The organism is Mesorhizobium sp. P2_D6, assembly GCF_056404315.1.
Map to the genome: position 1 here is coordinate 227,293 of NZ_JBFUEG010000005.1, position 18,257 is coordinate 245,549.

An 18,257-nucleotide genomic window follows, 5' to 3' on the forward strand; every position below is an offset into this window, starting at 1 on the left:
GTCGAGGAGCATGGCAGAAACGACACTGACGCATACCGGCCAAACGGAGTCGCGACCCGCAGGCTGGCAAGGCATTGCCGCCGACTGGTCCTCGGATCAGCGCGCGTTCAAGAACGTGTCCTGGGGCAAGGCCATGATGTGGATCTTCCTGCTCAGCGACACCTTCATCTTCGGCTGCTTCCTGCTCTCCTACATGACCGCGCGCGCCTCCACACGCGTGCCGTGGCCAAATCCGAGCGAGGTCTTTGCGCTTCGTATCGGCGGTTCGGACATCCCACTGATCCTGATCGCCATCATGACCTTCGTGCTGATCTCGAGCAGCGGAACGATGGCCATGGCGGTCAATTTCGGCTATCGCCGCGACCGCCGCAAAACGGCAATCCTCATGCTTTTGACGGCAGCATTGGGAGCCACCTTCGTCGGCATGCAAGCCTTCGAATGGACCAAGCTGATCACCGAAGGGGTACGGCCCTGGGGCAATCCGTGGGGCGCGGCGCAGTTCGGTTCGACTTTCTTCATGATCACCGGCTTCCACGGCACGCATGTGACGATCGGGGTGATCTTTCTCATCATCGTGGCGCGAAAGGTCTGGCGTGGAGACTACGACGTCGGACGTCCTGGCTTCTTCACCAGCCGCCGGGGTCGCTACGAGAACGTCGAAATCATGGGGCTATACTGGCATTTCGTCGATCTGGTCTGGGTGTTCATTTTCGCATTCTTCTATCTTTGGTGAGAGGCTGACATGGCTGAAGCAACCGCAAACGGCCTGGGGCAACACGCACTTCACGCTGGTCATGCGCATGACGCGCCAGCGACTGGCGTCGCCCAGGCGGAGGTTCATCAGGAACACCCGATCAAGCTCTATCTGGTGGTCTGGGCATGGCTGTTCATCCTCAGCACCTGCTCCTATCTGGTCGATTATTTCGGCCTCCACGGCTATCTCAGATGGTCGCTGATCCTCATCTTCATGATCCTCAAGGCGGGGCTGATCGTCGCCGTGTTCATGCACATGGCCTGGGAGCGGCTGGCACTGACCTATGCGATCATCCTGCCGCCGGTTCTGATACTGGTGTTCGTGGCGATGATGCTCTTCGAAGCGGATTACACGCTTCTCACCAGGATGGTGTTTTTCGGGCCGGGGCCCTGACGCGCAATCCGGGTTTGAGGCTTCGCCCGCGGCATTTCCAGTCAGGAACCGCAGGATCCTGACTGTGGTCCGGCCGACGTGCTGCTGCCTTGAAACAAGCGGCGGCTGATCCATCTTGCTATTATCGGAAACGATCGGAGGGGAATGATTGCCTTCGTTTCCAATGCGCCGCGAACTCCAGCAGGGAGGCCGAAGATGACGATCGCAAACAGACTGAAGGACTACATTGACGGGAGAGGAATCTCCTACGACACCGTCGCCCATCATCGCACATCGACGAGCAGGCAGTCCGCCATTGCCGCGCATGTGCCCGGCAGCATGATGGCTAAATCGGTGGTCGTGCACCACGAACTCGGTTATGCGCTGGCCGTGGTCCCAAGCACGCACAGAATCGAGCTCGGTAGACTGCAGGACGTCATGGACAGGCGTCTTGGACTCGCCTCCGAAGACGAGGTGGTCTCACTCTTCGGCGATTGTGACACCGGCGCCATTCCGCCGATCGGCGCGGCCTATGATGTCCCGGTGATCCTCGACGACAGCCTCGGCGAAGCCGCCGACATCTATTTCGAGGGCGGCGACCACAGGACGCTGGTGCATGTGAGCGGCAAGGATTTCCGCAACCTGACCATGGACGCACGTCACGCCCGCTTCAGCCACGCTGCCTACTGAAAAAATCAACCGTCTGCACCGGTACTCTTGCCGGTGCAGACCAGCCGGATATCGTCAACTCGACGGCCTGACCGGCGACGGCGGTTCCACAACCTTCCGGTAGACATGCCATGTGGCGTGACCGAGGATCGGCAGCACGACCGCCAGCCCGGCAAACACCGGCAGCGAGCCGATGATCAGGGCGACGGCGACCATCAGTCCCCAGACAGCCATGGTGATCGGATTTGCCAGCACCGCTCGCACCGAGGTGTGGATGGCTTCGTAGGCGCCGACATCGCGGTCGAGCAACAATGGGAAGGCGACGACTGTCGTGCACAACACCACCACCGCGAAGACGAAGCCGATGGCGTGCCCCAGGATAATCAGAGTCCAACCGCGCCCGGTGGCAAATATCTCATTGATGAAGCCGGATATCGATTCCGGCGGAGCCGGGCCGAAGAGATATTGATAGAACATCTGCGCTGTCAAAAGCCAGGTGATGAAGATGGCAAACAGCATGATCCCGACCGCCGCGATGGCCGGCACGGCCGGAGAATTCCTGACCTCGAAAGCGTGCCTCCAGGAGGTGTCGAGCCCGGCTTCTCGTCTGCGGCTGATCTCGTAGAGGCCGATCGCTGCGAATGGACCGATCAGCGCAAAGCCGGATACCAGCGGAAACAGCAACGGCAACGCATTGGCGCCCGAAGTCCAGGCAGCAAGCACGACGCCGACAAGCGGATAGAGCAGGCAGAGAAAGACGATGTGCGACGGTTTGACCATGAAATCGTCAACACCGCGCTTGAGCGCATCGAAAAGATCGGAAATACCGATTTTTCGAATTTTGGTGTGTTCCAGCGTTTCGCTGGCGCCTGCAATGACGTGAAAACTTGCCATGCCCGTTCCTCCAGACCAGGTCCGGTACGGTCGCGGTTTCACGGTGCTGACGTTCTGCATGACTGGCCACGCAAAACCGCGACCTGCACCGAAATCAACATACTCCATTGCCTGGAACTTGTCGCCCTTTTGTCACAAAGGCTCGGAAGGTCATGCGCTGGCTCTTGCGGCCCTTCTTCGATATCCTGTCCAATCGAAGGTGTAGGTCATGGACAGAAAACCCATTCTGCTGCTCGGCCTTGGCGTCGTCGCTCTGCTGGTCCTGGGATTCTGTGCTCTGCCAGCGTGAGCCGATCCCGATGTGCAACGCTGTCAACCTCCGGCTGACATGAACGCGCGCATCGCGATGGTGTCGGCAAGCAGCATGGCAAAGATCGCGAAAAGATAGAAAATCGAATAGGCAAACAGCGCCTTTGCCGGCTTCATCTCCTTGTCGGGGATGACCAGAACCTTCCAGGCGCACCAGATGAAACCCGTGCCCAACGCGGCCGAAACAACCCCATAGAACCCGCTCGTGAATCCGAACGCCCAGGGCAACACGCCGATTGGCGCCAGGAGTAGTGAATAGGCGAAGATCTGCCTTCTGGTCGAGGCCTGGCCGGCCACGTTCGGCATCATCGGGATGCCGGCAGCGGCGTAGTCGCCTGCCTTGAACAGCGCGAGCGCCCAGAAATGCGGCGGCGTCCACAGGAAAATGATCAGGAACAGGATGAGGCTTTCAATGCCGATGGCGCCAGTGGCCGCCGCCCAGCCAATCATTGGGGGAAGGGCACCCGCCGCGCCGCCGATGACGATGTTCTGCGGCGTCGAGCGCTTCAGCCACATCGTATAGATGACGACGTAGAAAAAGATGGTGAAGGCCAGCAGCGACGCGGCAAGCCATCCCACCAGCACGCCGAGCGTCATGACCGAAAACGCGGAAAGCACCAAGCCGAAGCCGAGAGCTTCGCCGGGCGTGACACGGCCTGACGGAACCGGCCGCTTTGATGTGCGTGACATCAGCGCGTCTATGTCCGCATCGTACCACATGTTGAGCGACCCGGCCGCTCCCGCTCCAACCGCAATCGCACCGATTGCGATCACGGCGATGACCGGGTTCATCGCGCCGGGCGCCACCATCAGACCGACGAAAGCGGTAAAGACGGCAAGCGCCATGACCCGCGGCTTCAAGAGCGCAAAGAAATCGCCGGCCGTCGCTTCCGAGAAGCGGACGCCGGTATCCTTGAGGCTTTCCTTGACCGACATTTGAGACGACCATCAATGGAAAACGGGCGGCCTGGCCGACCGAAGAGCCAAGCTACTGGGAAAATTGCTTCAGATAGGCGATGACGTTGGCGACATCCTCGTCCTTCTTGAGGCCGGGAAACGCCATCTTCGTACCTTTGACCATGGCCTTGGGATCGTGAAGGTAGGTGGTCAGCGTCGGTTCATCCCATTTGACGCCGGATGCGCCGGCCGCGATCATGGCCTCGGAATATTTGAAATCCGGATGCGTGCCGGCCGTCCGGCCGATAACGCCGTGCAACGACGGGCCGATCTTGTTCGTGTCTTGGTCTGCGACGTGGCAGACCTTGCATTTGGTGAAGACCTTCTCGCCCGCCGCAGCATCCTGTGCCCGCGATGGATTGGCGATGAAGGTTGCAACAGACACGACGGCGAAAAACGCAACCAAGCGCATGGCATTTCCTCCCTGGTCGTCAAATTTGCCCGAGACGATCTGCGCATGCCGATACCGCCAGCATGCGCCTTGCACGGCAGAACGGATTCTCCGCTTCTCCCCCCAAATGGAATTGCGGCACCTGTGTACCACAGAATTTGGCCGGCAGGTAGAACAGGTCGACCGTACAAAGGTTTAGGTGATCTGCGGTGGCTCAAGGCACATCCGCCACAACGAAAAAGGCCGCCTCGAGGGCGGCCTTTTCTGATCTTGTCGTCAAGCGCTTATTCGGCGTCCTTGGCGGCCTTCTTCTTGGGCGCGGCCTTCTTCTTGGGCTCTTCCGCGTCGTCGGCCTTTTCAGCCTTGTCGGCCTTCTTGGCAGCGGCCTTCTTGGCCGGCTTGGCCTTAGCGGTGTCGGTCTCCTCGTCGTCTGCCATCAGCTCTTCCTTGCTGACCTTGACGTCGGTGACCGAGATCTGGCCGAGCAGATGGTCGACGACCTTCTCCTCGAACATCGGCGCACGCAACGTGTTCAGCGCTTCCGGATTGCTGCGGTAGAACTCGAAGGCTTCCTGCTGCTGGTTGGCCGGGTAGCGGCGCACCTGCTCGAACAGGCCGCGCTGCAATTCCTCGTCCGAAACGGTGACGCCGGCCTTCTCGCCGATCTCGGCCAGAACCAGACCGAGACGCACGCGGCGTTCGGCAAGGCGCAGATATTCGGCGCGTGCCTCTTCTTCCGTCGTTTCTTCGTCGGCGAAGGTACGGCCGGCAGCTTCGAGATCGCGGTTCACCTGGGTCCAAATGTTGTTGAATTCGGCATCGACGAGCTTCGACGGCGCTTCGAACGAATAGGCTGCGTCAAGCTGGTCGAGCAGCTGGCGCTTGACCTTCTGGCGGGTCATCGAACCGAACTGGTTCTCGATCTGGCCGCGCACCACGTCGCGCAGGCGTTCCAGCGATTCCAGGCCGAGATTCTTGGCCATCTCGTCGTTGATTTCCAGCGCGCCGGGCTTGGACACTTCCTTGACGGTGACGTCGAAGGTGGCTTCCTTGCCGGCCAGATGCGCCGCCTGATAGTTTTCCGGGAAAGTGACCGTGACCTGCTTCTCGTCGCCGGCCTTGGAGCCGATCAGCTGGTCCTCGAAGCCCGGGATGAATTCCTTGGAGCCCAGGACCAGCGGCTGGTCGGTGCCAGCACCGCCGGAGAAGGCCTCGCCGTCGATCTTGCCGACATAGTCGATCGAAACGCGGTCGCCTTCGGCGGCCTTGCCGGTCTTCGGCTCGAAGCTGCGTGCCGATTCGGCGACGCGCTGGACCTGCTCGTCGATCTCGCTGTCCGGCACTTCGAACACCTGGCGCGTCACCTTGATGTCGGAGAAATCCTTGATCTCGATCGCCGGGATGACCTCGTAGTTGAGGCGGAATTCGAAGTCGGCGCCACCGGCCAGGATCTTCTCGGCCTCTTTCTCGTCCTCGGTCATGATCACTTCGGGCTGCATGGCGGCCTTTTCGCCGCGCCCGGTGATGATCGAACGGGTCGAATCGTTGAGGATCTCGTTGACCACTTCGGCCATGAACGACTTGCCGTAGACCTTGCGCAGGTGCTGGACCGGCACTTTGCCCGGACGGAAGCCGTTGATGCGGACCTTGTTGCGGGCGTCGGACAGCCGCGCCATCAGTTTGGCTTCCATATCACCGGCCGGCACGGTGATCTTGATCTCGCGCTTGAGACCGGAGTTGAGCGTTTCGGTGACCTGCATCGTAAAACCTTTATCTTCACCAAAGAGACTGCCACGGCCTTCTGCCGTTCACAGCCTGCCGGTACAATCTTGCCGGGAATGGCTTTTGGTACGGAACCTGGCGATTTGACCGAAATTACGGCTCAAATTCTTCCAAACTGCGTTCCAAGATGTGAATAAGTTCTTGTTTTTCCTACTTCTTATCACATTCTGCAGAAGCGGATCGGCGCGTCCCGTCACATTTGACACGCCTTTTGTCACAGGCGAGGCTAATTTTCAACCATCTTCGCGTTGCAGCGAATGACCGTCATTTTCGCCCCGACATTGACAGAATGATGGCTACATGGGATTGCCGGGCCACGCGGGTATGGCGGAATTGGTAGACGCACCAGATTTAGGTTCTGGCGTGAAAGCGTGGGGGTTCGAGTCCCTCTACCCGCACCACCCTTTGCTCTGACGAGCTTCGGGTGGCAGGCCACCTGAGGCTCGTCAGAGCAAAGGGTGTCCTCCGAAGCCTTGGCGTAGGAGGACTGGCGCGACGCCCTACACTTCAAACGCTTGGCTCGTGAACCACTCCGCCAGCTTCGCCAGTTCCGGCCCCAGCACCCGGTCAGCATCGACCGGCGGCACGATCTTCCTGATATTCGCGACAAAGTCCTGCAACGCCGGCGGCGCGGTCCGTTCGGTGACGTGCAGCGCTTGCGAGGCGATCATAGCCAGCATGGCCATCGCCGCATCTAGGCAGCGGCCGGCGGTCGCTTCCTTGGTCCAGGCGAAGAATGCCGTGGTGGCGACGTCGTCCTGGCCGGCCCCGGCCGATTCGGTGCCCGGAATGAAGGTGCGCTGTGCCGCAAGCTTTGCCTGTTCGAGATAGCCGGTGATCGCCATCGGCACATAGCCGACATTGCCGTGGCCGTCGCTGTCGGCCCAATGCCGACCGGTCATCAACAGGTCCGGCAGCAGCGACACCTTGCCGTTGAGAAGTTTCGAGGCGTGGCGGTCGCAGAGCAGGCAGAGATCGGCCCAGATCGCTGCCAGATCGTCCAATGCCGGCGTCGCCATCGCATTGTGATAGCCGCCGGTGGAGATGCAGCGTCCCAGCGGATGCGCGGCGTCGGGCGGGATATAGACCGGATTGTCCGATATCGAGGCCAGCGACACGGTGGCCGCCTGCTCGGCGCCCGAAAGCGCCCGATGCGCGTGGCCGAGCACGCGCGGCACGATGCGGTAGCTGACCGGCGCCTGATAGTTGCGCCGCCCGTCACCGGCGCCGACCAGAAACTGCCGCAACCCGCGCAAGGCCGCCGCCTCGTGTTCGTCGCCCCAGAGCCCGTCGAGGGCGGCATCATAATGCTCGAGCGGGGCGCGAAACGCTTCGATCGACAGCGCAAACACCTTGTGCGCCATCGCAACGCGGCGGCGTGCGGCAAGTGCCGCGTCAGCCACCAGTGCCGCCGCGCAAGGCGAGCCGTTGATCAACGAACCCCGCTCCTTCACTTCGAGCTCCAAGCCGGCGGTAAGCTCGGCAAACAGCGGATAGAGCGCCAGGATCTCGCCGGCGCCGCCCTGCCCCTGCGATGGCACCACCGGCATCGGTCGGCCATCCAGCATCGCCGCGACAGCCTGCGCGATACGCGGCGTGGTGGCGGCATTGCCTTCGATGAAATTGGTCAGCCGGGCAAGCACGATCGCCCTGACGACGCGCTCGGGCAACTGCTCGCCGAAGGAGGTGGCCGCAGCAAAAGCCTTGATGCGCGCATGGCGGACGCGCTCGTCACGTTCGAGCTTGCGGCTAGCCAGTTCGCCCATGGCGGTGGTGACACCATAGATGACCGGCGGCGGATCGGACTCGATGAGTTGGAGGAACGAGGCGCGGCATTCGGCGATGCGTCGCAAGGCCTTGTCGCTGATGGCGACCGTGTCGTTTTTCCAGGCGACGCGCAAAACCGCATCGAGATTGATGTCGTCGCGCGTCGTCAGCGTAATCGTCATGGTTCTTCGCCCGGCCTGGTCTGGATGGATCTGGGCGAAGCGATCGATGTCTACCGAAATCCGTGCCCTGGGTAACGTCGTTTAATAGAGCGGTTCCTCGAACAATGTCTTGTCGCCGTCCATCAGCGCCTTGATCTGCGCCTCGCCATTGGCGGCGAGCGCGATTCGCACCCCGAATGGCCGCACCCGCATGTCGTTCTGGATCGCGATGCCCTGTCCCTCCGGCAGGTAGAAACGGTCGATGCCATATTGCGGTGCGATTGTGGATTCGGAATCAAGCGTCCAGCCCGGCGCGCCCTGGCCGACAATATCGGCTTCGTCGGCGGCCGGCGGCGTCGGCGCCTTGCCGAACCAGGCAGTGGTCGCATGCCAATAGCCGTCGGCGCCCGGCTTCAGCCGGACCACGATCGGCGTGTTCTCGGTGCTGAGCTGTCCGGCCGGAATGTTGGCGATCAGCTTCACCGGCAGGCGCGATATCTCGTAGCCGAGTATAATATAGTCGCCGCGCAACAGGTCGCGCGGATCGACCGGCTCGATCTTCAGCAAGACCTCCTTGCCGTTGCGCAGGATCGCGGCCCGGCCGGCGATGATCCAGCTCAGGAAGCCGATCTGCACCAGCGCCAGGATCAGCGCCGAGATGACAAGTTTCTTTCCCGACATCATGCTGCCGCTCCTTCCGGGGCCTTCATGCGTTTTTCGACGCGGATGATGACGAGGGCCAGGATGCCGAACAGCACCGCTGCGGCCAGGAAGAAGCCGGCCGTGTCGAGCATCGACTGCAGTGTCACCACGTAGATGACGGCGAGTTCGAAGGCAAAGCCGGCATAGGCGACCCAGCGCAGCCCCCTGCTCTCGCGCCCGCCCAGCATGACCGCCGCAGCAATGCCGGCCAGTGCCACGACCGAGGCGATGGCAAAGCCGCCGTTGAAGGTGCTGTGATCGCCAAGCTCGAACTGAATCATTGCCAAGCCTGTCAGAAAGCCGATCAAGGCGTGCAATGGCAGCCGCCCGCCGAGCTGCAGAACCCGGTCGACCGGCCCAGCGGCGAAGATTCCCACGGCAAACAGCAACGCCGACACCACGACCAACGGGATAGCCAGCAGAAGCGTGTTGTGGTCCATGCCGCGCACCGCGATATAGAAGATGACCGAGAGAATAATCAGATGTCGGGCCGGCTGGCTGCGCGTCCAGAACGAGACGACAAACAGCGCCAGTGCCATGATGACGAAGAAATTCGGGAATTCGGTGCGGTTGTAGAAGTCGAACTCGCGCACGAACAGCCAGGCCACGGATATGCCGACGGCAGCGACGGTCAGCGGGTTCGAGCGCAACGCCACCGCGGCAAGTGCTGTGCCGATGCCCCAGGTGACAATGGCCGAGGCCTCGTCGCCCGTGAGATGGTACATCTGGCCGATCAGCGCGATCGATCCACCGAACGCCGCGGCCGCCACGATCCACAGCGCCTCGCCGATGGCCGTCTGGTCACGCGTCTTCAGCACCGCGCCGCCGACATAGCCGGCGAGAATGACGGCAAACAGTGCCGCGACCCGCACCAGGCGCGGGATGGCCTCCCAATTGGCGGCGACGAAGAGCAGGATCGCGGCGCCGAACAGCAGCGCCGCCATCATTGCCAGGATGGTGCCAAAGCTCAGCGATTTGCGTTCGTTTGCTTCGATGTCGCGCGTCAGCGCATCGGCCGTCTTCGCGTCGATCAGGCCGGCCTGCAGCCAACGCCCGATATCCGTCCTCACCCGTGACGAATAGCTCGCCATGCCGCTTCTCCCCCAGTTTTGGCCTTTTGTCAGCCGATGCGGTCAAACCGCTGACGCCAGAGCATGATGCCGAAAAGTGTGACGCGGTTTTCGGGCGACATCATGCTCTATCTCTTAGTTTAGAGGCGGATTCAGATTTCAGGTCGAACAGACCTGAAATCATCCGACTCTAGGCATTTTCCGATTCGGGTTCCTTTATGTCGAAGCCGTGAACGGCCGTTAATGTTGCATTGCACAATTTGCATTGCTGCCATGCGTCAATGGCACTTTTAAATCGATATAACCCCGCCTATTTTCCATTCGTACACAAACGGAATGATCCGAAGAAAGACGAAACGAGTACTACCATGAACCTGATCCGCAACTACCGCAACTGGCGCCGCTACCGGGACACCGTCTCCGAGCTGAGCCGCCTGTCGAACCGCGAACTGACCGACCTCGGCATCAGCCGCAGCGACATCCACTACGTCGCCCGCAAGGCAGTCTAATCCTCTTCGGGCCGCAAATGGTCCGAACCAGTTTTGAAAAAGAGAACGACAATGAACCTGATCCGCAACTACCGTAACTGGCGCGTTTATCGCGACACCGTTACCGAGCTGGGTCGCCTTTCGAACCGCCAGCTCCATGATCTCGGCATCGTCCGCGACGAGATCAAGATCGTCGCCCGCAAGGCGACCTTCTAACGGCAAGAATTTCGCCAGGGTCGACCTCCTCCCCGACCCTGACGGATACGGCCAACCCTTACCTCCTCCCAAGGGTTGACCACCAAAACGGCGCCCGCCGCACCTCCTCCCGCGGCGGGCGTTGTTTCCGAAGCGAACGCAGTTCGTCTTCCAAAGCGAACGTAGTTCGTCTTCCAGGGTTTCGCCCCCTTCATCCGGCGAAAAGAATTTCGTCAAAGCCGACCTCCTCCCCGGCGATGACGAATACGGCCGGTCCCCACTCCTCCCGAGGATCGGCCCCCAAAACGACACCCGCCGGATCCTCCCCCGGCGGGTGTTGTTGTTTCTGGGGCAGGCTTTCAGCTGAGCAAGCAGTCGACCAAGGCGCTTATGCCGCCATCAAAGCATCGTCACGGACGGACTGGACAAGAAAGTCGAGCACCGTCGTCACCCGCAGCGGCATGTTCTTGCGGGATGGATAAACGACATTAATCGGCAGCCGCGTCGGCGGAAAATCCGGCATCACCTTGACCAGCCTGCCTGCTTCGATGTCCGGCCCGGCCAGGATATGGGACAGCACCGCAAGCCCGGCTCCTGCCAGCGCAGTCCGATGGACAGCCATTGAATTGTTGGCGACCAGGCGAGGCTCAACGCGCACGACCATTTCATCCGATCCATTGGAGAACGACCATGACCGGCCATCGCCGGCGCGGCTGTAGCAAATGCAGCTGTGACCTTTGATGTCTTGCGGCCCTTGCGGTGTACCGCGCGCCTCGAGATAGCTGGGCGAGGCCACGAGAAAGGCCGTCGTCCAGCCGATCCGGCGGCAGATCAGGCTGCTGTCACTGACCGGCCCGAGGCGTACCTCGAGATCGATGGCATCGGCGACCAGATCCGAGGCTTCCTCCCGCAAGATCAGTTCGACGGCAAGGGATGGATGATCGTCTAGAAGCCTTGCGAGGCGATCGCTAATGGAGAGCCCGAGCGGCGCCGGCAAGCTGAGCCGCACTTTTCCAGACACGGTTGCACCTTCGGCGCCACCCGCTTCGCTCAGCGCGTCGACCGCTTCCACCACGCGCAGCGCCATCGGCAGCATCTGTTCGCCCTCCACCGTCAAGGCAAGCGCGGTCGTGGTGCGATGCAGAAGGCGCGTCTTCAGATGCGCTTCCAGCGCGGAGACCTGCCGGGACACGGCCGGCTGCGTCAAATTGAGGTCGATCGCGGCCGCGGAGAAGGACCTTGTCTGTGCCACCCGCAGGAACGTTCGCAATGCCGATACGACGTCCATCCTTACCCTCATTACCTTTCGACATATGCCTTATGTCCGCATCCTAGGCGGCAGGCGCTTTACTGTCCAGCTATTATGGATATTAGTTGTCCTTAAGGACACAAGATATCCTCAAACCTTCAAAAGGACTCGCCATGACACAGCGCCTGAACGCCGCCCAACAATCGCCCGAGCTGTTCAAGAAGCTTTCCGACCTCAGCATGGCCGAGGCGCACGGCGCCATCGAGGAAAAGATCCGCGATCTCGTCCATATCAGGGCTTCGCAGATCAATGGCTGCGCCTTCTGTCTCGACATGCATGTCAAGGAAGCAAAGATCCACGGCGAGAGCGAGCTGCGGCTCTACCATGTCGCCGTCTGGCGGGAATCGACCCTGTTCATTCCGCGTGAGCGTGCCGCTCTTGCCTGGACGGAAGCCGTCACGAAACTCCCCGAAGGCGGCATTCCCGACGACCTCTACGAGCGTGTGCGCGGGCAGCTCTCGGAAAAGGAAATCTCCGACCTGACCTTGTCGATCATGACCATCAATGCCTGGAACCGCCTCAACGTCGCCTTCAAGACTGTGCCCGGTTCGGCGGACAAGCTCTACGGGCTCGGCAAGGCTGGCCTGAACTGACCCTTCCCCAACCATCAATCGATGCGGCGTGACAGCGCGGCCGCAAACGGAGAGCATCATGAAAATCGTCATCATCGGCGGCACCGGCCTCATCGGCACCAAAACCACCGAACGCTTGCGCAAGCAGGGCCACGAAGTGATCGCAGCCGCGCCGAACACCGGCGTCAACACCATCACCGGCGAAGGGCTGAAGGAGGCGCTTGCTGGTGCGGAGGTGGTCATCGATCTCGCCAACTCGCCGTCCTTCGAAGACAAGGCCGCGATGGAATTCTTCGAGATTTCGGGCCGCAACCTGCTGGCGGCGGGCAAGGCTGCCGGGGTCAAGCACCATATCGCGCTCTCGGTTGTCGGAACCGAACACCTGCAAGACGCCGGCTATTTCCGCGCCAAACTCGCTCAGGAAAAGCTGATCAAGACTTCCGGCATTCCTTACACCATCGTTCATTCCACGCAGTTCATGGAATTCCTGCCCGCCATCGCCAAATCCGGCGCGGTCGGCGAAGCCGTGCATCTGTCGCCGGCCTATGTGCAGCCCATCGCATCCGACGATGTCGCCGATGCCATGGCCAATGTCGCGCTCGCCGCGCCGATCAACGGCACGATCGAGATTTCCGGCCCTGAGCGTGTGCGCATGAGCGAGCTCGTCGCCCGTTACCTCAAGGCTTCCGGCGATCCCCGCAAGGTCGTGACCGATCCGGAGGCGCTCTATTTCGGCGCCAGGCTGAACGACAATTCGCTCGTCTCCGACAACGATCCCCGCCTTGGCCACATCAGCTTCGAGCAGTGGTTCGCCACTTCGGCGCGGAAATGACCGTCAGGCTGCGCCTCAGCCCAGGCGCAGCGCACTGCGCAACACAAGAAAAGGAGTTTCGAAATGATCAAGTCCATCGCCGCAGCCGTCATCGTGACGGCAGCCCTGGCCAACCCGGCCGGAGCCAAGGATGCTCACGCCGGCGAAAAGGCCGCCAAAGTCACGCTTGTCTATGAACATGAACTGCCGAATGTGCCAGGCAAGAGCATCAAGGGCATCCTGGTTGAATATGGTCCCGGTGGCTTCTCCGAGGCGCACACCCATCCGAGCTCGGCCTTCATCTACGCGACGGTTCTGGAAGGCTCCATCCGCAGCCAGGTCAATGACGATCCGGCCAAGGTCTACAAGGCCGGCGAGAGCTTTTCGGAAATGCCGGGCGATCGCCACAGCGTGAGCGAGAACGGCAGCAAGACCAAGCCGGCAAAACTGCTGGCCGTCTTCGTCGTCGATACAGCCCAGAAAGAACTGACCTATCCGGTCACGAAATAGGCCGAAAAGGCCGGACGCAGTCCTGGCTTCCGGACTTGCCTGTGAGCTTTATCCTATCGGGGACCCATGTTCGGCAATCATCATTCCGTTGCCCTGGTCTTGATCAATCTGCTGGGCCTTGCCGGCATTGTCGTCTGGTATTTCCAGGGCCGTGGGCGCCCGATGGCACGCCTGATCGTCCAGATCCTGTTCTTCGCCAGCATGACTGCAGTGCTCTGGCTCAGCGGAATCCTGCCGCATTGGGTGGCTGAGACCGATCTTCAGGGCGCGTATCTGGCAAAGTCGGCGCGCATCCTCTGGTGGATACACCTTGCCTGGACGCTTGTCGGCTTTGTGCGCCTCTATATCGTCGTGGAACATCGGCCGCGAGAAGCGCGCCTGCTCCAGGAACTGGTCGTCGCTGTCATCTATCTCGGCGTGGCGCTGTCGATAACGGGTTTCGTCCTCGGCGTTCCCGTCGCAACGCTGGCGGCAACGTCGGGCGTGGTTGCCATCATCGTCGGGCTTGCGCTGCAGAACACGCTTGGCGACGTCTTTTCCGGCATAGCGCTGACGCTGGGGCATCCCTACACGCTCGGCGACTGGATCATGCTGGGCGACGGCACGGAAGGACGCATCGTCGAAACAACCTGGCGCTCCACGCATCTGCTTACCGCTGCGTCCAACATTGTCGTCCTGCCCAACAGCGTGTTGGCGAAACTCAGCCTGACCAATCTAAGCCGTCCCGACGAGAGACAGCTGATCAGCGTGAACGTGCGGATTGCCAGGACGCAGGCACCGCATGTCATCGAGGGAGCTATGCGCGAGGCCCTCGGAAACTGCGAGCGGATCGTCAAGGACCCGGCACCGCGTGTCGCGCTCAAGGACATCAACGCGGTGGCAATCGGGGTGGACCTGTTCTTTTGCGTGGCCGGTCCGGCCGACCGGTTGCTTGCGAGGAATGAGGTGATCGACTCTGTCCATCGGCATTGCGAGGTGAATGGTCTTTCCCTGGCTATGCCGCCGCAGAGCTATGCCATCCTGCTGCCGGCGACGGGAGACCAGCCGCAAGCGACGGTCATGCGCTCATCCGGCGCGCTCTAGCACCCATTCGAAGCTGTTCTTCCAAAGTTCCGCCGGAATCTCCTGCGCCAGCGCTTCGGTGAGATCGGAAAGCCTGACACTGCGCAATTTTGCCCGCCAGGCCTCGTCGGCTTCCCACATGATGCGCGACACCGCGCAGGGACCGCTTTCGCAATAGCCCTGCGGACGGCAAGGGTTGTTTTCGCGGATGTTGGTGCACACAAACGTTCGCGCCTTGCCCTCCACCGCTTCGACGATCTCCAGGAAAGTCAGCTCGGCCGGCGGCCGCGCCAGCCGGTATCCGCCCGACGGACCGAGCGTCGTATCGACCAGGCCCGCCTGCGACAGGCTTTGCAGCGCCTTGGAAAGATACTCCTTGGGAAGGCCGTGGAATTCGGCGAGCGCTTTTGTCGAGAGATAACGCCCGGCAGGTAGGCCTGCGAGAATGGCGCAGCAGTGCAGCGCCCATTCGACTTGGCTTTTCAGGATCATCAATGGATTCCGGGTCGATACCAATCAAGCTTATATTAAGGATATGAAATATCCCTATTTTCCTGCTGTGTAAACAGACAGCCGGCGCAGTGGTTACGAGGGACAGCAACGCCCACGCTCGCAGCCGGCCAATTGCAAACAGCGCGCCAAGCGATTATTCCGGCGTTCATGAGCAAAAATCCAATCCACATCGTCGGCGGCGGCCTCGCCGGCTCCGAGGCCGCTTGGCAAGCAGCGCAAGCCGGCGTGCCAGTGATCCTCCATGAGATGCGCCCCGTGCGCGGCACCGATGCGCACAAGACCGACGGTCTGGCCGAGCTCGTCTGCTCCAATTCCTTCCGCTCCGACGATGCCGAGAACAACGCCGTCGGCCTGCTGCATGCTGAAATGCGGCTCGCCGGTTCGCTGATAATGAGCGCCGGCGACGCCAACCAGGTGCCGGCCGGCGGCGCGCTGGCCGTCGACCGCGACGGTTTCTCCGACGCGGTTACGAAAAAACTCGAAGCGCACCCGCTGATCACCATAGAGCGCGAGGAAGTGCCGGGCTTGCCGCCGGCGGAATGGGACCAGGCAATCATCGCCACCGGGCCGCTGACAGCACCTTCGCTTGCCCAGTCGATCGCCGAAGCGACAGGCGCCGACGCATTGGCCTTCTTCGACGCCATCGCCCCGATCATCCATTTCGACACCATCGACATGGACACCTGCTGGTTCCAGTCGCGCTACGACAAGGTCGGGCCCGGTGGTACCGGCAAGGACTACATCAACTGCCCGATGGACAAGGAGCAGTATCTCGCCTTCGTGCAAGCGCTGGTCGACGGCCAGAAGACCGAATTCAAGCAGTGGGAAGGCACGCCCTATTTCGACGGCTGCCTGCCGATCGAGATCATGGCCGAGCGCGGCGTCGAGACGCTGCGCTATGGGCCGATGAAGCCGATGGGGCTGACCAATGCGCACAATCCGACGGTCAAAGCCTATGCGGTGGTGCAGCTGCGCCAGGACAATGCGCTGGGCACGCTCTACAACATGGTCGGTTTCCAGACCAAGCTGAAGCATGCCGAGCAGGTGCGCGTGTTCCGAACCATTCCCGGGCTCGAAAACGCCGACTTCGCCCGGCTGGGCGGCCTGCACCGCAACACCTACATCAACTCGCCGACCCTGCTCGACGCCTCGCTGCAGCTGAAGTCGCGGCCCGGCCTGCGCTTCGCCGGCCAGATCACCGGCTGCGAGGGCTATGTCGAGAGCGCGGCCATAGGTCTCCTCGCCGGCCGCTTCGCTGCTGCCGAGCGGCTAGGCCATGCGCCATCGCTGCCGCCACTCACCACCGCCTTCGGTGCATTGCTCAACCACATCACCGGCGGCCACATCGTCTCCGATGATGAGCCGGGCAAACGCTCATTCCAGCCGATGAACGTCAATTTCGGCCTGTTCCCGCCGGTGGAGGCGCCGAAAACCGAAGGCAAGCGCCTGCGCGGCAAGGACAAAACGGTTGCCAAGCGCCACGCGATCACGTCGCGTGCGCGGGCTGATTGCCGGGAGTGGCTGGGATTGCCGGCGCAACCAGAAACGGCCGAAGCCGCGGAGTAACCCCTACTCCGCCAGCTCAGCCCTTACCATCGGCAGCCCCGGCTTGCCCGCCTCGCCCGGGTTCCTCCTGACATAGGCCGCCTTCAAACTCTCTGAAGTCTCGCGCGAGTCGTCATGGCTCCAGCCCGGCGGCTTGATCAGGTAGTTGAGCCGGTCGCGCATCGTCAGTCCCGGCGCGAAGGCATCCCTGAACATGCCTATCCACTCGTGGAACGCCACTTTCAGCGGATTGAAGGTGCCGAGATTTTTCACGATGCCATAGCGCGGCCGGTCCTCCTCCAACTCCTCGACGAAGGTGCCGAACATGCGGTCCCAGATGATCAGCGTGCCGGCATAGTTGGCGTCGAGATAGCGCGGATTGGTGGCGTGGTGGACGCGGTGGTGCGAGGGCGTGTTGAAGATGAATTCGAACCAGCCCCACATCTTGCCGATCGCTTCGGTGTGGATCCAGAACTGCCAGACCAGGTTGAAGCCGAAGGTGAAGGCGATCACCGCCGGGTGGAATCCGAGCAGCACCAAAGGCGCCTGCAGCACGAACATGAAGGTGAACAGCCCGGTCCAGCTTTGCCGGAGCGCCGTCGACAGATTGTAGTGCTGGCTGGAATGGTGATTGACATGCTCGGCCCACACCCAGCGCACCCTGTGCGCGATGCGGTGATAGACATGGTAGCGCAGGTCATCGAGCAGGAAGGCAGCCAGGAACACCCATACCGACAGGCCGAGATTGAAGACGCGGAACTGCCACAGCCACAACAGCGCCCAGTAGGAAACGACGCCGAGCAGGAGGCCGGCAACGACATTGCCGGTGCCCATCATCAGGCTGGTCAGCGTGTCGCGCGTCTCGAACGAGCCCTTGGCGCGGCCGGTCCGCACCAGCCAGAGTTCGATCAGGATGGCGGCGACGAAGAACGGAATGGCAAGCTGGGTCACTTCAGGGAAATTGTAGTCGTCCATCACGCGGCCTCCCTCGCCAGGCTCGGAATGTGCGGCGAAAGCGCTGCCGCGATAGCCTTGGCGTCAGCCTTGTCGGTGAAGGCAAAGCGTCCGCCTTTCCAGGTGAAGTCAGCCAGCTTCAGCGTGATCGCGCCGGCTTCGTCGACGTCGACGGCCGGGACATCGTGCGGCGTGACGATGCGGGTCAAGAAGCAGTCGCCGACGCTGTGGACGATGCCGCAGCGCCCTTGCCCGAGATCGAGGAACGCCGTCCTGCTATCCGCCGTCAGGCGCACCGCTCCCGCTTTCTCGTCCGGAAAATCATCGGCAAACCGGCTGAGCGCCTGATCCGCACCGGCAAGCGTCGCAATCTTGCTGCCGCCGGTGAAGTGCACGGCGAGCACCGACAGCGCGATGCCGACAACGACGAGTGCGACCAGCACAGGCAGGCTCATGAACAGGAATCTCCT

At 61.6% G+C, this 18,257-nt stretch carries 21 protein-coding genes and 1 tRNA gene; 11 read left to right on the top strand and 11 right to left on the bottom strand.

Annotation, left to right across the window (positions count from 1 at the left end):
• The first annotated feature begins 10 nt into the window (after positions 1-10).
• The 3 genes from AC1D1L_RS13135 (at position 11) to AC1D1L_RS13145 (ending at position 1,816) form a co-directional block, all read left to right on the top strand.
• Positions 11-733 (top strand): heme-copper oxidase subunit III family protein, encoded by a 723-nt coding sequence (locus AC1D1L_RS13135; RefSeq protein ID WP_112564734.1) that lies wholly within the window; start codon positions 11-13, stop codon positions 731-733.
• 9 nt (positions 734-742) lie between these two features.
• Positions 743-1,147, top strand: a complete 405-nt coding sequence (locus tag AC1D1L_RS13140; RefSeq protein ID WP_477341818.1) for a cytochrome C oxidase subunit IV family protein — start codon at positions 743-745, stop codon at positions 1,145-1,147.
• A 195-nt stretch (positions 1,148-1,342) separates the two neighbouring features.
• The gene (locus tag AC1D1L_RS13145) at positions 1,343-1,816 is read left to right on the top strand and encodes an aminoacyl-tRNA deacylase (RefSeq protein ID WP_477341820.1); all 474 of its coding nucleotides are present in this window, start codon (positions 1,343-1,345) and stop codon (positions 1,814-1,816) included.
• A 54-nt stretch (positions 1,817-1,870) separates the two neighbouring features.
• Here AC1D1L_RS13145 and AC1D1L_RS13150 read toward each other — a convergent pair whose 3' ends face one another.
• The 4 genes from AC1D1L_RS13150 to tig all read right to left on the bottom strand — a co-directional run bounded on the left by AC1D1L_RS13150 (position 1,871) and on the right by tig (position 6,106).
• The gene (locus AC1D1L_RS13150; RefSeq protein WP_477341822.1) at positions 1,871-2,689 is read right to left on the bottom strand and encodes a DUF2189 domain-containing protein; all 819 of its coding nucleotides are present in this window, start codon (positions 2,687-2,689) and stop codon (positions 1,871-1,873) included.
• Between the two features lie 312 nt (positions 2,690-3,001).
• Positions 3,002-3,934: a heme o synthase gene (cyoE, locus tag AC1D1L_RS13155; protein ID WP_477341824.1), complete on the bottom strand. Its 933-nt coding sequence runs from the start codon at positions 3,932-3,934 to the stop codon at positions 3,002-3,004.
• A 52-nt stretch (positions 3,935-3,986) separates the two neighbouring features.
• Positions 3,987-4,367, bottom strand: coding sequence for a c-type cytochrome (locus AC1D1L_RS13160; RefSeq protein ID WP_352588933.1), 381 nt, complete (start codon positions 4,365-4,367; stop codon positions 3,987-3,989).
• A gap of 263 nt (positions 4,368-4,630) precedes the next feature.
• The gene (gene tig / locus AC1D1L_RS13165) at positions 4,631-6,106 is read right to left on the bottom strand and encodes a trigger factor (protein ID WP_192257266.1); all 1,476 of its coding nucleotides are present in this window, start codon (positions 6,104-6,106) and stop codon (positions 4,631-4,633) included.
• Between the two features lie 340 nt (positions 6,107-6,446).
• Between tig and AC1D1L_RS13170 the strand changes: the two genes are divergently transcribed.
• A tRNA-Leu gene (locus tag AC1D1L_RS13170) sits at positions 6,447-6,529 on the top strand.
• Positions 6,530-6,628: 99 nt separating this feature from the next.
• Here the strand turns inward: AC1D1L_RS13170 and AC1D1L_RS13175 are convergent.
• The 3 genes from AC1D1L_RS13175 to AC1D1L_RS13185 form a co-directional block, all read right to left on the bottom strand.
• Positions 6,629-8,077, bottom strand: a complete 1,449-nt coding sequence (locus AC1D1L_RS13175) for an aromatic amino acid lyase (protein ID WP_477341827.1) — start codon at positions 8,075-8,077, stop codon at positions 6,629-6,631.
• An 81-nt stretch (positions 8,078-8,158) separates the two neighbouring features.
• Positions 8,159-8,740 (bottom strand): GDYXXLXY domain-containing protein, encoded by a 582-nt coding sequence (locus AC1D1L_RS13180; RefSeq protein ID WP_477341829.1) that lies wholly within the window; start codon positions 8,738-8,740, stop codon positions 8,159-8,161.
• Positions 8,737-9,849, bottom strand: a complete 1,113-nt coding sequence (locus tag AC1D1L_RS13185; RefSeq protein ID WP_477341831.1) for a DUF2157 domain-containing protein — start codon at positions 9,847-9,849, stop codon at positions 8,737-8,739. The genes AC1D1L_RS13180 and AC1D1L_RS13185 overlap by 4 nt, the downstream gene beginning before the upstream one ends.
• Positions 9,850-10,196: 347 nt before the next feature.
• Here AC1D1L_RS13185 and AC1D1L_RS13190 point away from each other — a divergent pair, with 347 nt between their 5' ends.
• The gene (locus AC1D1L_RS13190) at positions 10,197-10,337 is read left to right on the top strand and encodes a DUF1127 domain-containing protein (RefSeq protein WP_006335194.1); all 141 of its coding nucleotides are present in this window, start codon (positions 10,197-10,199) and stop codon (positions 10,335-10,337) included.
• A gap of 51 nt (positions 10,338-10,388) precedes the next feature.
• Positions 10,389-10,532 (top strand): DUF1127 domain-containing protein, encoded by a 144-nt coding sequence (locus tag AC1D1L_RS13195; protein WP_112564748.1) that lies wholly within the window; start codon positions 10,389-10,391, stop codon positions 10,530-10,532.
• A gap of 367 nt (positions 10,533-10,899) precedes the next feature.
• Here AC1D1L_RS13195 and AC1D1L_RS13200 read toward each other — a convergent pair whose 3' ends face one another.
• A complete protein-coding gene (locus AC1D1L_RS13200) occupies positions 10,900-11,799 on the bottom strand; it encodes a LysR family transcriptional regulator (protein ID WP_477341833.1) in 900 nt (299 codons plus the stop codon).
• Between the two features lie 134 nt (positions 11,800-11,933).
• On the opposite strand from AC1D1L_RS13200, the gene AC1D1L_RS13205 reads away from it, so the two are divergent.
• From AC1D1L_RS13205 to AC1D1L_RS13220, 4 genes are all read left to right on the top strand, one after another.
• Positions 11,934-12,413, top strand: coding sequence for a carboxymuconolactone decarboxylase family protein (locus AC1D1L_RS13205; protein WP_477341835.1), 480 nt, complete (start codon positions 11,934-11,936; stop codon positions 12,411-12,413).
• Positions 12,414-12,471: 58 nt separating this feature from the next.
• Positions 12,472-13,224: an SDR family oxidoreductase gene (locus AC1D1L_RS13210; RefSeq protein ID WP_477341837.1), complete on the top strand. Its 753-nt coding sequence runs from the start codon at positions 12,472-12,474 to the stop codon at positions 13,222-13,224.
• Between the two features lie 63 nt (positions 13,225-13,287).
• The gene (locus AC1D1L_RS13215) at positions 13,288-13,713 is read left to right on the top strand and encodes a cupin domain-containing protein (protein ID WP_477341839.1); all 426 of its coding nucleotides are present in this window, start codon (positions 13,288-13,290) and stop codon (positions 13,711-13,713) included.
• Positions 13,714-13,779: 66 nt separating this feature from the next.
• Complete coding sequence (locus AC1D1L_RS13220; protein ID WP_477341841.1) at positions 13,780-14,796, top strand: mechanosensitive ion channel family protein; 1,017 nt, start codon at positions 13,780-13,782, stop codon at positions 14,794-14,796.
• Here the strand turns inward: AC1D1L_RS13220 and AC1D1L_RS13225 are convergent.
• Complete coding sequence (locus AC1D1L_RS13225; RefSeq protein WP_477341843.1) at positions 14,779-15,267, bottom strand: RrF2 family transcriptional regulator; 489 nt, start codon at positions 15,265-15,267, stop codon at positions 14,779-14,781. The two genes, AC1D1L_RS13220 and AC1D1L_RS13225, sit on opposite strands and share 18 nt — an antisense overlap.
• Positions 15,268-15,435: 168 nt before the next feature.
• On the opposite strand from AC1D1L_RS13225, the gene trmFO reads away from it, so the two are divergent.
• Positions 15,436-16,854, top strand: a complete 1,419-nt coding sequence (gene trmFO / locus AC1D1L_RS13230) for a methylenetetrahydrofolate--tRNA-(uracil(54)-C(5))-methyltransferase (FADH(2)-oxidizing) TrmFO (RefSeq protein ID WP_477341845.1) — start codon at positions 15,436-15,438, stop codon at positions 16,852-16,854.
• A gap of 3 nt (positions 16,855-16,857) precedes the next feature.
• Here trmFO and AC1D1L_RS13235 read toward each other — a convergent pair whose 3' ends face one another.
• Both AC1D1L_RS13235 and AC1D1L_RS13240 read right to left on the bottom strand, forming a co-directional pair.
• Positions 16,858-17,808: a sterol desaturase family protein gene (locus tag AC1D1L_RS13235; protein ID WP_477341847.1), complete on the bottom strand. Its 951-nt coding sequence runs from the start codon at positions 17,806-17,808 to the stop codon at positions 16,858-16,860.
• Positions 17,808-18,242, bottom strand: coding sequence for a hypothetical protein (locus AC1D1L_RS13240; RefSeq protein ID WP_477341849.1), 435 nt, complete (start codon positions 18,240-18,242; stop codon positions 17,808-17,810). Before AC1D1L_RS13240 ends, AC1D1L_RS13235 begins: the two co-directional genes overlap by 1 nt.
• Positions 18,243-18,257 lie beyond the last annotated feature (15 nt).